This is a genomic window from Novosphingobium sp. ZW T3_23, assembly GCF_044987305.1.
In the GTDB taxonomy this organism is placed as follows: domain Bacteria; phylum Pseudomonadota; class Alphaproteobacteria; order Sphingomonadales; family Sphingomonadaceae; genus Novosphingobium.
Genome location: NZ_JBJDRF010000011.1, coordinates 1 through 12,968 on the forward strand (window position 1 = coordinate 1; position 12,968 = coordinate 12,968).

Consider the following 12,968-nt stretch of genomic DNA (forward strand, 5'->3'; position numbering starts at 1 on the left):
GCCCCAGCCAGGCTTGCCCCAGCCGGAGTTACCCCAACCGGAGTTGCCCCAGCCCGAGTTACCCCAGCCGGAATTGCCCCAGCCGGGCTTGCTGGAGCCCCAGCCGCCGCGGTCACCGCCACGGCCATTTCCACGGCTCGATTCGGAACCACGGCTTGAGCCGGAGTCCTTCGAGAAGCCGGCCTTCTGGAAGTTGCTGGAGGACGAGCTCGGCCTCTGATCTGCCATTGCGGCGGTTGGCGCTGCTACGAGCCCCACCACCATGGCAGCAATCAACGCTTTGTGCTTCATTGATGCTTCCCTTCCATTGATGCGCCCCAGGCGCCTGACAAGGCCACCCGTTCTCCTAGATACCGGTTACCGAGAGAATATTGGCAACCCGCAAGCATCAGATATGCCGGCCGCCGCAGGGGCGCGAAACACCGACCGAAGTCTCTAATGCTGAACATTTTTTTCGTAGGACGGGCACGACCAATAAAGGTCTTTGCACCCTGTCGCGGGCGATAGTTCATCCAAGAGCGCGCCGTTGCGAGCCGATTGCGACGATCCGTCCGCTCTATCCGCTCAATGGTGGGCAGTGGAACATGCTGATTCTTTGGTTAATTTTGAAATCGTTGGATAAGTGCATGTTCTTGGGGGAGAGCTTCTGTTCCTATACTACAGTTACTAAATCGTTTGCTAAACACTTAGTCCGCAATCCGAATCAAGGAATCGCCGGAGAGCTTCCTATAAAAACAGCTCCTCGCACCGGTGTGGCACGCTGGTCCCTCCGGACGAACCCGCAGTTCGAGAGCATCCTGATCGCAATCCACCAGCATCTCTTCCACGCGCAGGAAATGGCCGGAGGTCTCCCCTTTCAGCCAAAGCTTGCCGCGCGAACGCGAATGGAAATGAGCCAAGCCGGTTTCGCGCGTCTTCTCCAGCGCCTCGGCGTTCATGTAGGCGACCATCAATATGTCTCGCGTCTGCGAATCGACGGCGATCGCGATGAGAAGGCCCTGTGCGTCGAACCGGGGGAGGAACTCATGGCCCAGTTCGCGTTCGGTCTTGGTTGCTTCCGACATGCAGAAATCTCACTGACAGGAATTGTTGGACGCGGTTGTTGCACGATAACCACAGCCGTTGACCAAAATCCTCGTAGCCACGCTGCGCCTCTTTTCAACCCCGAGATTTCGTAGGATTGTCTACTTGCAGTCGGGGGGCTGCTGCTGACCCACAGGTCGCTGATACAAGCGCCACGGTTCAGGGAACAAGGCCGGAGTGCTCTCGGGTGGTCTGGTTTCAGGTAATGAGGGATCGGGCCAGGCGGCCTACAGGGGGACCGCCGAACTGCAATGCAGGGCTCAACAGTTTCGTCACGAGGACGCCCGGAACCCTAAGTTCCGGGCGTTTTCGTATGCTCTTCCGGGATTTCCTTCCCGTTCTGACGGACGACATCAAGCGCCTCGTCCAACACGCGCGCGAAGCAGCCAATGACTACCCTTTGTGCGCCGGATCGCTTGAGGATCGATACACAGGCGTCACTGGTCGCGCCGCTTGTCAGCACGTCATCCACCAGCACGATGCTCGCACCTTTGACGATCGTTTTTCGCGCTGGGCGAACGGCAATGGCGCCCGAAAGAACGCGGCGCCTCTCCGTCTTGCCCAGCCCGCCCAGCGACGGCGTAACCTTGCGACGTTCGAGCAGGTCGACCACCAGCCGGCCCCGGTTGATCCTGGCCACTTCGCGCGCCAGTTCGGCCGCCTGATTGTAGCCCCTTCGCCACAAGCGCCACCGATGAAGCGGGACGGGAACGATCAGCCAGGTCTCGTCGACGAAGCTCAACTTCGTCGCGAGAAGCCTGGCCATGAACCGGGCGTGGGATATCTGGTTGCCGTGCTTCAGCGCAAGTACCAGCTTGCGCGAAACGTCGTTGTAGAGCGTGGCCGCAGCGATGCCGTCGTGTCGAGGCGGATCCCCAAGACAAGGCGCGCAAAGGGCGCCCTCCGGCACGCCGTCGCCGAACGGACGGGAACAGGTTCGGCAGGACGGCTCACCGGGAATGGCCATCTCGCTCCAGCAGACATGGCAAAGCCCGTCCTGCGTACTCAGGCCGACGCCGCACAAGGGACATCGCGGCGGAAACACCAGGTCGATGAGCGGATCGAGAGCACGTGCAAGAGACATCGCTTGCAGGCTAGCCGAGCATGAGCCGCCAGCAAGCTACAAGACGTTAACCGCCGCGCTCGGTTGCATGAAGCGCGATTGCATCCAGGCTTGCGACGCGGCAGGGAGCGGGCATGGCCAGCAAAGCTCCTCCCCGCATCTTTTCCCCCGCACGCCGCATCGCGGCCCGCCGCCGCGCGATTGGGCTACAGCAACGGCCAGACGCGCCGCGCTACCTCCATGAGGACATGGTGGAAGACATCGTCGAGCGCCTGTCGTTCCTGCGCTTCGAACCGAAACGCGCCCTGGTCGTTGGAGACTGGACCGGCGAATTGGCACGGGCGCTGCAAGGCCAGGGCGTCGAAGTCACCGAGGCCGAACCCGCTGAGGGCTTCGACGAAGAATCGCCCTATCCCTTCGAAGGCTTCGATCTGATCGCCAGCCTGGGTACGCTGGACACGGTGAACGACCTGCCCGGCGCTCTGGTCCATATCCGCAAGGCTCTTGCGCCGGGCGGCATGATGATTGCCAGCTTCCTGTCGATCGGCAGCCTGCCGGTGCTGCGCGACGTGATGCTGGCGGCCGACGGAGATCGACCCGCGGCACGCATCCATCCGATGATCGATGTGCGCGCGGGCGGTCAATTGCTCCAGCGGACCCTCTTTGCGGACCCGGTCATCGATCACCGGCCCCTACGGGTAGGTTTTCGCAGCCTCGCGCGGCTGGTGGGCGATATTCGCGCCCAGGCGGCTGGAGCCGTCCTTGCCGACGCCGCCCCGGCGCTAGGAAAAGCGGGATTGGCGCGCGCCCAGGAAAGCTTCGCCGCCGCCGGTGAGGATGGCCGCACCGTCGAGACTTTCGAGATCATCACCCTATCGGGCTGGAAAAAATAAGAATTTGCACTCCCGGCCTCCCCCAAACTGGTTTGGCGACAAGGTCAGTTGGGGGAAGCCGGGATTTCGATCAGCCTTCGATGCGCGAAAAATCCGCGACCTTGTGGACGGCAGCACGGAAGCGATCGAGCAAGGCCAGGCGGGCCTGTCGCTTGACCGGATCGGCGTCATTGACAGTGACATGCTCGAAGAAGGCGTCGATCGGCGCGCGTAACGAGGCCAAGGCGCTCATGGCGGCGGCGAAGTCCTCTGCGGCCACTGTGCGAGCCACTTCGCTTTCCGCTGCTCCCACCGCCTGGACGAGGGCCTGCTCCGAAGGCTCGCACTGATAGACGGGCGCCTGCTCGCTGGCATGGCGATCGACCATCTTGGCGGCGATGACTTCCGACAGATCCGGATCGTCGACGAGCGCCAGGGGATCTTCTTCTCCGGTCCGGGAAATCTCACCCTCGACGCCGTGCCAGTCTTCCTTCCGAAGGATGTTCGCCGCGCGCTTGTAACCCGCGAGCAGGTTCACGCCGTCATCGGTGGAGACGAAAGCCTGAAGCGCATGGACGCGGGCGAGCAGGCGAACCAGATCGTCCTCGCCGCCCAGTGCGAAAACCGCGTCGATCAGGTCGTGACGGACGCCAGCTTCCTTCTGCTGAACCTTGAGACGATCAGCAAAGAAGTCCAGCAAGTCGCCCTCGGCCACGCCGAAACGCAGACCGTTGTCGGTGACGAGGCGGATGATGCCCAAGGCCGCGCGACGCAATGCGAAGGGATCCTTCGATCCCGTAGGCTTTTCGTCGATCGCGAAAAAGCTGCGAAGCGTATCCAGCTTGTCTGCCAGCGCCACCGCTACCGTAACAGGTGCGGTGGGAACCTCGTCGCCCTGCCCGACCGGCTTGTAGTGATCGCGGATGGCATCGGCTACCGCGTCAGGAAGACCTTCGGCACGGGCATAATAACCGCCCATAAGTCCCTGAAGTTCAGGAAATTCCCCGACCATCTCGGTGACCAGATCGGCCTTGCAGAGTTCCGCCGCCTGACGTGCGAGTGCGGGATCGCAGTTCGGCACCACGCCTTCCGCAGCCAGCCACTCGGCCAGGTTCGCCACGCGCGCAACCTTGTCGGCGACAGTGCCCAGCTTCTCATGGAAAGTGATGCGTGCGAGCTTTTCGGCGTGAACCGAGAGCGGCGTCTTGCGGTCTTGTTGCCAGAAGAAGCGCGCGTCCGACAGACGCGCTGCCAGAACCTTGCGGTTGCCGTCGACGATCGCCGCACCGCCATCGGTTGCGACGATATTTGCCGTACAAATGAACGCGTTGGCAAGCGAACCTGCTTCGTCTTCGCAAACGAAATACTTCTGGTTCACGCGCGCCGTAAGCTGGATCGTTTCTGGCGGGACTTCAAGGAAGTCCTCCTCGAAGCGGCCCATGAGCGGCACCGGCCATTCGGTGAGGCCGGCGTTCTCGATGACCAGGCCTTCGTCCTCGACCAGCTTCAACGCCGCCGCAGCGGCGGCTTCGCGCGCCTTGTTGCGGACGATATCCTGGCGTTCCTCATGGTTCACGAGGACATGGGCGAGCCGCAGCTTGTCTGCATAGTCATGCGCGCCGCCGATGGTGATCTCGCCGGGCGCGTGGAAACGGTGACCCAGCGTCACATAGCTGGACCGGATGCCGCCCACTTCGCATTCGACCAGATCCTCGCCGAGGATCGCGACGATGCCGGAGAGCGGGCGCACCCAGCGCAGCGATTCGGTCGAGATCGAGGCGGTGCCCCAGCGCTGAGACTTGGGCCAAGGGAAATTGCGGATGATCGCGGGGATCACCTCTCCCAGCACATCGGCCACCGCGCGGCCGGGCTTTTCGACGACCGCGAAATAGGTGTCCTTGCCCTTGAGGTCACGGACTTCGAGCTGGTCCTTGGTCAGGCCGGTCTTGCGCAGGAACCCTTCGAGCGCCTGTTCCGGCGCGCTGGTGGCGGGGCCCTTCGTTTCCTCGTGAACGGCCTCGGTCGCGAGGGGCAGGCCGCGCGCAATCAGGGCCAGACGGCGCGGAGTCGACCATACGGAGACTTCGCCGATGGCGACGCCCGCCGCTTCCATCTCCTTGCGAAACAGCTTTTCAAGATCGGCACGGGCGCCAGCCTGCATGCGGGCCGGAATTTCCTGCGAGCGGAGTTCGAGAAGGAAGTCGGTCATACGGTCCACCCCGGAAACTTGGCTTCCCATTCGGTCTTGTTCTTCTCGATCCAGGCCTCGCACGATCCCTTGGCGAGATCGCGCACGCGGCCAATGTAGCTGGCGCGTTCCTGCACGGAGATCACGCCCCGTGCCTGAAGCAGGTTGAAGAGGTGGCTGGCCTCGATCGCCTGGTCGTAGGCCGCGAGCGGAATCTCCGCCTCGATGCAGCGCATGCATTCGGCCTCGGCGGCCTTGAAGCCCGCGAAGAGCGCCTCGGTATCGGCAATCTCGAAGTTGTACTTCGACATCTGCTGCTCGTTGGCGAGGAACACGTCACCGTAGCTCACGCCTTCGTTGTTGAAGCGCAAGTCGTAGACCCGGTCGACGCCCTGGATATACATCGCAAGGCGTTCGAGACCGTAGGTAAGCTCTCCGGCGACCGGCTTGCAGTCAAACCCGCCGACCTGCTGGAAATAGGTGAACTGCGTCACTTCCATGCCGTCGCACCAGACTTCCCAGCCCAGTCCCCAGGCGCCGAGCGTCGGGCTTTCCCAGTCGTCTTCCACGAAGCGGATGTCGTGGGCCAGCGGATCCACGCCGATCGCGGCGAGGCTGGCGAGATAGAGCTCCTGGAGGTTGTCCGGGTTCGGCTTCAGGATGACCTGATACTGATAGTAGTGCTGAAGCCGGTTCGGGTTCTCGCCATAACGGCCATCGGTCGGGCGGCGCGAAGGCTGCACGTAGGCCGCCTTCCACGGCTCCGGCCCCAGCGCGCGCAGCGTCGTGGCGGGATGGAACGTCCCTGCCCCCATGCGCATGTCATAGGGCTGAAGGATGAGGCAGCCCTGGGCGCTCCAGAAATTGTGGAGCGTCAGGATCATGTCCTGGAAGCTGAGCGGCTGTCTGGCAGCGGTCGACATCGAAATCCCGTCAAATCTCTTGGTTGCGCGGCCTTTGGCGGATCGATCCAGCCAAATCAACCGCGCAAGCGGCACTGAAAGGGACTTATCGCTACCCTGCCTGCCCTCGCGAGGCTATCCCCAGCGCTGCATTATCCCGTTAAGCGTTCGTTTGCCTGCAAACGCCCATGGAAGCGTCATGAACTTTCCCGACAAGTCCCGATTTCTGGCGACCGCCTTCGCCTTCTTCGCGTTTCTCACCGCCCCTCAGGTCGATGGGCGGGAAGCCCGTTCCGCCACGAGCACGGAGGAAGCCCGTCCTGCGATGTGGAAAGTCTCGGATGAGGACACGACGATCTATCTCTTCGGTACCATCCACATCCTTCCCCAGGGCGTGGACTGGTTGCAAGGACCGGTGGAAAGCGCTTTCAACTCAGCCGACTTGCTCGTGACCGAGACGAGGCTGGATAAGCCCGAGGAACTCCAGAGCCTGTTCATGGAAAAAGGTCTGCGCCATGACGGGAGAAGCCTTCGTGACAGCCTTCCTTCCAAGCAACGTGCGGTTCTGGAAAAAAGTCTGATAGGCTCTGGGCTTGAAAAGCATTCCTTCGATGCTTTCGAGGCCTGGTATGCTGGCCTCCTTCTTTCGCTGATCCCTCTCAAGGCGGCAGGATACGATCAGGCCAACGGCATCGAAACCCAGATCGACGCCCTGGCCGAGCGTAGCGGGATCGCGCGGCATCCCCTGGAAACGGCCGCGTATCAGATCGGTCTTTTCGCGGCCCTGCCGCAGAACAGCCAGCAGGCCTACCTGTCCGAAGTGCTGGACCAGTTGCCTACGCTTCGGGAGGACGTGAGCAAGGTCGTCGCGGCATGGAAAGCCGGCAAGGCAGATGAACTCGCCCGGCTTCTCAATGAAGACGAATCGGACGAGACCCTGCGGAAAGTCCTTATCACCGATCGCAATGCCGCTTGGGCGAAATGGCTGGAAGGCCGGCTCGCGGAACCGGGGGTGGTGTTCGTCGCGGTGGGGGCCGGACATCTCGCGGGAGAAGGCAGCGTGCAGGATCAGCTTGCCCGGGCCGGCATCAAGTCCGAGCGCGTGCAATAGGCCATGCGTAAGCTGTTTATCCTCGCCGCCGCACTGGCGCTTTTCGCCTGCGCCGAGAAACCGGAGCCGGCCAACCCGGCGCTTTGGCGGGTGGAAGGGCGCGGCGGCGAAAGCGCGTGGCTCTTTGGAACCATCCATAGCGCCAAGCGCCCGCTGCTCTGGCGAACCGAACAGGTCGGCCAGGCGCTGGACGGGTCGGACACCGTAATGGTGGAAGTCGCAAACCTGGCGAATGAGCGTGAAGTGAGCGCCACTTTCGCGCGGCTGGCCCGCAGCAAGGGGCAGCCGCCGCTGTCGCAGCGGATCGCTCCCGAGATGCGCCCTGCCCTTGCGGAACTGCTGAAAAAGAGCGGCCATTCGGACGGAGATTTCGCAGCCGTGGACACCTGGGCAGCGGCCCTGACCATCGCCAGGGCGGATGCCGACGAGAACGAGGCTCGTAACGGCGTGGACCGCGCCGTCATGGCCGCTTCGGGCAGCCGGCCCGTGGTCGAGCTGGAAGGGGCCGCGAAACAGCTTGGCCTGTTCGATGCCTTGCCTGAACGCGAACAGCGCGACCTTCTGGCCGCGATCGTCCGCGAAGCCGGTACGAACACCACGGATCTCGCGGGTAGCTGGCGCAAGGGCGACATGGCTGCCATCGAGCGCGAAACCCGCAAGGGCCTGCTCGCCGATCCGGAACTGCGGAGCGTGCTTTTCGTAGGGCGCAACCGCGACTGGACCGCAAGGATCATAGCCGCCATGAAAGCGGGCAAGACGCCCTTCGTTGCGGTTGGCGCAGCGCATATGGCCGGAACCGAAGGCCTTCCCGCCATGCTGTCCGCACAGGGCTATACCGTGACGCGGGTGGAATGAAGGTGCGACAGGTCGCGTGTTCCATGCCCCCGGCCGCCACGCCGCTTGCAAATTCGCCCATTTCGCATTAAGGGCGCCCGCTTCCCGTCATGGTCATCCCTGGAGGCGTGGCGGGACGGTGCGGATCGACAAGCGGTCCGTGTCCGACATCTATCCAGTTTTCGAAAGGCAAGTCCACATGAGCGATACGCTTAACCTGCCGGCAGAGACGCGTGATCGGGCTGGCAAGGGAGCCTCCCGTGCACTGCGTCGTGATGGCCGCGTCCCCGCCGTTGTCTATGGTGGCAACGAAGAACCCCTCGCGATCCACGTCGAGGCAAAGGAGCTGATTCGTCAGCTTGGAACCGGTCACTTCTTCAACTCGATCATCGAAGTCGAAGTCGGCGGCAAGAAGTTCCGGACGCAGCCGAAGGACGTTGCCTTCCACCCCGTCACCGACCGTCCGCTCCACGCTGACTTCCTGCGCGTCGCCAAGGGTGCGACCGTTCACGTCAACGTGCCGGTCGTCTTCGCGAACGAAGATGCCTCGCCGGGCCTCAAGCGTGGCGGCGTGCTCAACGTCGTTCGCCACGACCTCGAACTGGTCTGCGACGCCGAGAAGATCCCGCACGAGATCGTCATCGACGTGACCGGTTTCGACGTGGGCGAATCGATCCACGCCAGCCACGTGAAGCTTCCCGCCGGCGTCGAGAACGCGATCACCGACCGTGACTTCACGATCGCCACGATCGCTGCGCCTTCGGCTCTGAAGAGCTCGGAAGGCGACACGGCGAAGACGGAAGGCGAAGGCGAGTAATTTCGCCCTTACCTATCTTCGGATAAAGCGACGGCCTCTCCCGCCCCGGCTCGACCGGCGTGCAGGAGAGGCCGTTTCGCGTTAACAATACAGGATTTTCCGCCATGCAGCTCTGGGTCGGCCTCGGCAATCCCGGTCCTCAATACTCGCTGAACCGACATAACGTGGGGTTCATGGCGATCGATGCGATCTCGGAAGTTCATGGCTTCGGACCGACGCAGAAGAAGTTCCAGGGCTGGCTTCAGGAAGGCCGCATCGGCAGCGAGAAGATCCTGTTGCTCAAGCCCGCGACCTTCATGAACGAAAGCGGCCGCGCCGTTGGCGAGGCCATGCGCTTTTACAAGCTGGCACTGGCCGACCTGACGGTATTCCATGACGAACTCGACCTGGCGCCGTTCAAGGTCAAGGTGAAGCAGGGCGGCGGCCATGCCGGCCACAACGGGCTGCGATCGATCGACCAGCATCTCGGCCCGGACTTTCGCCGCATTCGGCTGGGCATCGGCCACCCCGGCCACAAGGATCGCGTCCACGGCTATGTGCTGGGCAATTATGCCAAGGCGGACATGGACCCGCTGGCCGACATGCTGGGTGCCGTGGCTGGAGAGGCAGATCGCCTTGCCGCCGGGGATGACGTTCGCTTCATGAACGACGTCGCCCTGCGTCAGCAGGATTGATCCGGAGAGTTAGCTACCAAACGCCGCAAATAAGTGTCGAGTTAGCTTACAATCTCGACCGTACCCCTGTTTGTGCGCAAGCCAAATCCCCGAATTTCCGGCGTTGGCACGGCTTTTGCTTAGCTGCTTGCGATCCATTCGGAACATGCCGATCGGCAAACAGGGGAATAGTTATGATCCGCAAGTCCACGCTCGCACTGGCCCTCGCCGCCGGTACCACGCTCGCTTTCGCAACGCCTGCCCAGGCAACCTGGGGCTGGGGCGGCGGCAACAACGGCTGCGGCTGGGGCAAGAAGAACTGCGGTTCCAGCAGCAGCTCGGGCGGTAACACCTCCACCTCCGGCGGCACCACGACGACTTCGGGCGGCACGACCTCGGGCGGAAACACGAGCACTTCGGGCGGCACCACCACGTCCGGCGGAACCTCGGGTGGCTCCGGTGGCAGCACCGCCGTGCCGGAGCCCGGCATGCTCGGCATGATGGGCATTGGCCTGCTCGGCCTGGCTTACGCGCGCCGCCGCAAGACCCGCGACTGATCGGGACTTGGCGAAGGCCCTGAAGTCAGGGTCCGCTTTCTTCGAGCCGCTGCCGGTAGTTCAACCGGCGGCGGCTTTCGCTTTCTGAAGGTCGCGGGCGATGTCGGCATTGCGGGGGTCCGCGTCGGCCGCCGCTTCGAGCAGTTGCCGGGCTGTCGCCAGATCGACACCCAGTTCAAGCCTCAGCAGTGCTGCCGAGTGCATGTAGGCCGGGTTGTCCGCATCCTGCGCCAAGGCCCGATCGGCATAGGCGATAGCCTCGCGCGGGCGCCCCAGACCGGCCGATGCCCAAGCGAGCCGTCCCAGCACTTCGGCATCCTCTCCTCCTGCCAGCAACCGGCTGTAGATCGAGTGCGCCTCGCTCCAGTTCTGGCGGTCGAGAGCGGCCTGCCCCCTTTCGATCAGGCCCATGGTTACCTCGATGCGCTGTGGATCGAGGCGGACCCGCAAGGCCTTGGCCTTAGGATCGTCCGAAGCCCGCGCGGCCTTTTCGGCGACGACAAGCAAGGCTGCGGGTGCGAGTTGACTGTCGCTCAGCGGCTCCAGCGTTTTCCATGCCCCGTTTGCGTCGCCCGTCGCCAGTAGCGCTTCGCCCAGCATCGCGCGGCAGTAAGGGTTCGCCGGGTCCAGCAGTGCTGCCCGACTGAACAGAACGCGCGCCTGCTCTGCCTGACCGAGCCGGAGCAGCGCTTCCCCATACGCAAGGCCGAGCGGCGATGCCGGATCGAGCCCACCCTCCCGACCTTGCAGGGAAAGGCGGATCTTTTCCCAATCGCCCTGTTGCGCCAGCAGCCGGATACGCAGATTCTCGATCCGGGGATCGGATGGCCTCACTTTGCCTGCCTTGTCGACAAGCGCCATGGCCTCGCCGGACTTCCCCAGGGATCCATGAATCTCAGCGAGCGCCAGCATGGGGTCTATCCGGGACGGATAGGCAGCGATCGTCCGGCGATAGGCGGCAATGGCCGTTCCAGTATCGCCGCGCACGGAGGCCAGGTCGCCAGCAAGCACGAGCGTGTTGTAAGAGTTATTCGCAAATACCTGCATTCGCAAGAGAATTTTCTCTACCAGCGGCAAGTCGTCACCCTCGAGCGCAAATCGCGCATAGGCAACGGCCAGCTGCAAGTCATCACCCGCGCTCATGCCTTGCTCGAAGGCGTGAGCGGCCGCGCCCTTCTCTCCCAAGGCAATGTGAGCCTCGGCACGCAGCCGCCAGGCATCGGTGTCGAAATCGTTTACAATGAGCGTAATCGCTGCCTTCGGATTGCCGCGAACAAGCAGAGCGCCAGCTTTCAGCCGGTTAAGAACCGCGCCCTCGCCGCCCGCCGCCGCGAAACGGGAAATCGCCCGATCCGCCGCATCCGCATTGCCGAGGGCGATTTCCGCCCTCGCCAGCATTTTCAGCGCATCGCGATTTTGTGGATCATTTTCCAGCAATTCCAGAATCTTGTAACGGGCTTCTTCGTAATCCTGAGAGGCGATTGCCGCTTTCGCCGCATCAAGCGACGCCGGTTCGCTGCCGCTGCAAGCCGAAAGCGAGGCGAACGCCGAAACGATCAGAATGAGGCTGGCCAGGGCTTTCATCCCACTGGCCTAGCGGGCAAGCTCTGAAGTTTCCATGAAACGAGCGCGGCAACTGGTAATACCCGCGCAGGAGCGCTAAGGCGCGCGCCATACATTTCTTCCCGGAGTTACACATGGGTTTCCGTTGCGGAATCGTGGGCCTGCCGAACGTCGGCAAGTCGACCTTGTTCAATGCGCTCACTGAAACGCAGGCGGCGCAGGCGGCCAACTATCCTTTCTGCACGATCGAGCCCAACGTCGGCCAGGTCGGCGTGCCCGATCCACGTCTGGACAAGCTGGCGGAAATCGCCGGTTCGGCCAAGATCATCCCGACGCAGCTGTCCTTCGTGGACATCGCCGGCCTCGTGCGCGGCGCCTCGAAGGGTGAAGGCCTGGGCAACCAGTTCCTCGGCAATATCCGCGAAGTGGACGCCGTGGTCCACGTGCTGCGCTGCTTCGAGAACGACGATATCCAGCACGTCGACGAGCGTGTCGATCCGATCGCGGATGCCGAGACGGTAGAGACGGAGCTGCTGCTTTCCGACCTCGAAAGCCTGGAAAAGCGCGTTCCCGCAGCCCAGAAGAAGGCCGCGCAAGGGGACAAGGAATCGAAAGTGGTCGCCTCGGTCCTCGGCCAGGCGCTGGAACTGCTGCGCGACGGCAAGCCCGCGCGCCTCACCCAGCCCAAGGACGAGGACGAAGCCCGCGTCTTCGCCCAGGCCCAGTTGCTGACGGCCAAGCCGGTGCTCTACGTGTGCAACGTGGAAGAAGAAGCGGCTGCCGAAGGTAACGCTTTCTCGGCGCGCGTGTTCGAGAAGGCCAAGGCCGAAGGTGCGACGGCCGTCATCGTTTCGGCCGCGATCGAAGCCGATCTGGTCGGCATGGATCTTGAAGAGCGCATGGTGTTCCTCGAGGAGATGGGCCTGCACGAAACCGGCCTCGCCCGCATCATCCGTGCCGGTTACGAGCTGCTCGGCCTGCTGACCTTCTTCACGGTCGGTCCCAAGGAAGCGCGTGCCTGGACGGTCCACACGGGGGCCAAGGCCCCCGACGCTGCCGGCGAAATCCACTCCGACATGCAGCGCGGCTTCATTCGCGCGGAAACCATCGCCTATGACGACTACGTCGCGCTGAACGGCGAAGCGGGTGCCAAGGAAGCCGGCAAGCTGCGCCAGGAAGGCAAGGAATACATGGTGCACGATGGCGACGTCATGCACTTCAAGTTCAACGTCTGACCGATCACGTCGTCCCGGACTTGATCCGGGACCGCTGGCCGAGCCGGGCCTTGCTCGCGAGGAAGCGCCTAAAGATTTGCCAGCGGTCCC

At 63.2% G+C, this 12,968-nt stretch carries 13 protein-coding genes; 7 read left to right on the forward strand and 6 right to left on the reverse strand.

Going from position 1 to position 12,968, the window contains the following annotated elements; genetic code table 11:
* From ACI3K3_RS08385 to ACI3K3_RS08395, 3 genes are all read right to left on the reverse strand, one after another.
* On the reverse strand, window positions 1–228 hold a 228-nt coding region (locus tag ACI3K3_RS08385; RefSeq protein WP_404913149.1), incomplete at its 3' end, for a hypothetical protein.
* A gap of 458 nt (window positions 229–686) precedes the next feature.
* Window positions 687–1,064: a phosphoribosyl-AMP cyclohydrolase gene (gene hisI / locus ACI3K3_RS08390; protein ID WP_404913150.1), complete on the reverse strand. Its 378-nt coding sequence runs from the start codon at window positions 1,062–1,064 to the stop codon at window positions 687–689.
* A 311-nt stretch (window positions 1,065–1,375) separates the two neighbouring features.
* Window positions 1,376–2,167: a ComF family protein gene (locus ACI3K3_RS08395; protein WP_404913151.1), complete on the reverse strand. Its 792-nt coding sequence runs from the start codon at window positions 2,165–2,167 to the stop codon at window positions 1,376–1,378.
* Between the two features lie 113 nt (window positions 2,168–2,280).
* Here ACI3K3_RS08395 and ACI3K3_RS08400 point away from each other — a divergent pair, with 113 nt between their 5' ends.
* The gene (locus ACI3K3_RS08400) at window positions 2,281–3,039 is read left to right on the forward strand and encodes a methyltransferase domain-containing protein (RefSeq protein WP_404913152.1); all 759 of its coding nucleotides are present in this window, start codon (window positions 2,281–2,283) and stop codon (window positions 3,037–3,039) included.
* 70 nt (window positions 3,040–3,109) lie between these two features.
* On the opposite strand, the gene glyS is transcribed toward ACI3K3_RS08400, so the two are convergent.
* A complete protein-coding gene (gene glyS, locus ACI3K3_RS08405; protein ID WP_404913153.1) occupies window positions 3,110–5,227 on the reverse strand; it encodes a glycine--tRNA ligase subunit beta in 2,118 nt (705 codons plus the stop codon).
* Window positions 5,224–6,129, reverse strand: coding sequence for a glycine--tRNA ligase subunit alpha (locus ACI3K3_RS08410; RefSeq protein ID WP_313439989.1), 906 nt, complete (start codon window positions 6,127–6,129; stop codon window positions 5,224–5,226). Before ACI3K3_RS08410 ends, glyS begins: the two co-directional genes overlap by 4 nt.
* Here ACI3K3_RS08410 and ACI3K3_RS08415 point away from each other — a divergent pair.
* The 5 genes from ACI3K3_RS08415 (at window position 6,089) to ACI3K3_RS08435 (ending at window position 10,080) form a co-directional block, all read left to right on the forward strand.
* Entirely contained in the window at window positions 6,089–7,219 is a 1,131-nt protein-coding gene (locus ACI3K3_RS08415; protein WP_404913154.1) for a TraB/GumN family protein, read from the forward strand. The two genes, ACI3K3_RS08410 and ACI3K3_RS08415, sit on opposite strands and share 41 nt — an antisense overlap.
* Window positions 7,220–7,222: 3 nt before the next feature.
* Complete coding sequence (locus ACI3K3_RS08420) at window positions 7,223–8,074, forward strand: TraB/GumN family protein (protein ID WP_404913155.1); 852 nt, start codon at window positions 7,223–7,225, stop codon at window positions 8,072–8,074.
* A 178-nt stretch (window positions 8,075–8,252) separates the two neighbouring features.
* Entirely contained in the window at window positions 8,253–8,870 is a 618-nt protein-coding gene (locus ACI3K3_RS08425) for a 50S ribosomal protein L25/general stress protein Ctc (protein ID WP_313439981.1), read from the forward strand.
* Between the two features lie 104 nt (window positions 8,871–8,974).
* Window positions 8,975–9,544, forward strand: a complete 570-nt coding sequence (gene pth / locus ACI3K3_RS08430) for an aminoacyl-tRNA hydrolase (protein ID WP_404913156.1) — start codon at window positions 8,975–8,977, stop codon at window positions 9,542–9,544.
* 173 nt (window positions 9,545–9,717) lie between these two features.
* Window positions 9,718–10,080, forward strand: coding sequence for a PEP-CTERM sorting domain-containing protein (locus ACI3K3_RS08435; RefSeq protein WP_404913157.1), 363 nt, complete (start codon window positions 9,718–9,720; stop codon window positions 10,078–10,080).
* Window positions 10,081–10,140: 60 nt separating this feature from the next.
* Here the strand turns inward: ACI3K3_RS08435 and ACI3K3_RS08440 are convergent, their stop codons facing one another.
* On the reverse strand, window positions 10,141–11,664 hold the full coding sequence (locus tag ACI3K3_RS08440) for a tetratricopeptide repeat protein (RefSeq protein WP_404913158.1): 1,524 nt from the start codon (window positions 11,662–11,664) through the stop codon (window positions 10,141–10,143).
* Window positions 11,665–11,777: 113 nt separating this feature from the next.
* Here ACI3K3_RS08440 and ychF point away from each other — a divergent pair, with 113 nt between their 5' ends.
* Entirely contained in the window at window positions 11,778–12,878 is a 1,101-nt protein-coding gene (gene ychF, locus ACI3K3_RS08445; RefSeq protein WP_404913159.1) for a redox-regulated ATPase YchF, read from the forward strand.
* The last annotated feature ends 90 nt before the right edge of the window (window positions 12,879–12,968 follow it).

Excerpts from the sequence above, each read along its gene's own strand:
- ACI3K3_RS08400 (WP_404913152.1), top strand. The coding sequence starts at position 2,281 with ATGGCCAGCAAAGCTCCTCCCCGCATCTTTTCCCCCGCACGCCGCATC.
- ACI3K3_RS08435 (WP_404913157.1), top strand. The coding sequence starts at position 9,718 with ATGATCCGCAAGTCCACGCTCGCACTGGCCCTCGCCGCCGGTACCACG.
- ACI3K3_RS08410 (WP_313439989.1), bottom strand. The coding sequence starts at position 6,129 with ATGTCGACCGCTGCCAGACAGCCGCTCAGCTTCCAGGACATGATCCTG.
- ACI3K3_RS08425 (WP_313439981.1), top strand. The coding sequence starts at position 8,253 with ATGAGCGATACGCTTAACCTGCCGGCAGAGACGCGTGATCGGGCTGGC.
- ACI3K3_RS08415 (WP_404913154.1), top strand. The coding sequence starts at position 6,089 with ATGTCCTGGAAGCTGAGCGGCTGTCTGGCAGCGGTCGACATCGAAATC.
- ACI3K3_RS08395 (WP_404913151.1), bottom strand. The coding sequence starts at position 2,167 with ATGTCTCTTGCACGTGCTCTCGATCCGCTCATCGACCTGGTGTTTCCG.
- ychF (WP_404913159.1), top strand. The coding sequence starts at position 11,778 with ATGGGTTTCCGTTGCGGAATCGTGGGCCTGCCGAACGTCGGCAAGTCG.
- pth (WP_404913156.1), top strand. The coding sequence starts at position 8,975 with ATGCAGCTCTGGGTCGGCCTCGGCAATCCCGGTCCTCAATACTCGCTG.
- ACI3K3_RS08440 (WP_404913158.1), bottom strand. The coding sequence starts at position 11,664 with ATGAAAGCCCTGGCCAGCCTCATTCTGATCGTTTCGGCGTTCGCCTCG.
- glyS (WP_404913153.1), bottom strand. The coding sequence starts at position 5,227 with ATGACCGACTTCCTTCTCGAACTCCGCTCGCAGGAAATTCCGGCCCGC.
- ACI3K3_RS08420 (WP_404913155.1), top strand. The coding sequence starts at position 7,223 with ATGCGTAAGCTGTTTATCCTCGCCGCCGCACTGGCGCTTTTCGCCTGC.
- hisI (WP_404913150.1), bottom strand. The coding sequence starts at position 1,064 with ATGTCGGAAGCAACCAAGACCGAACGCGAACTGGGCCATGAGTTCCTC.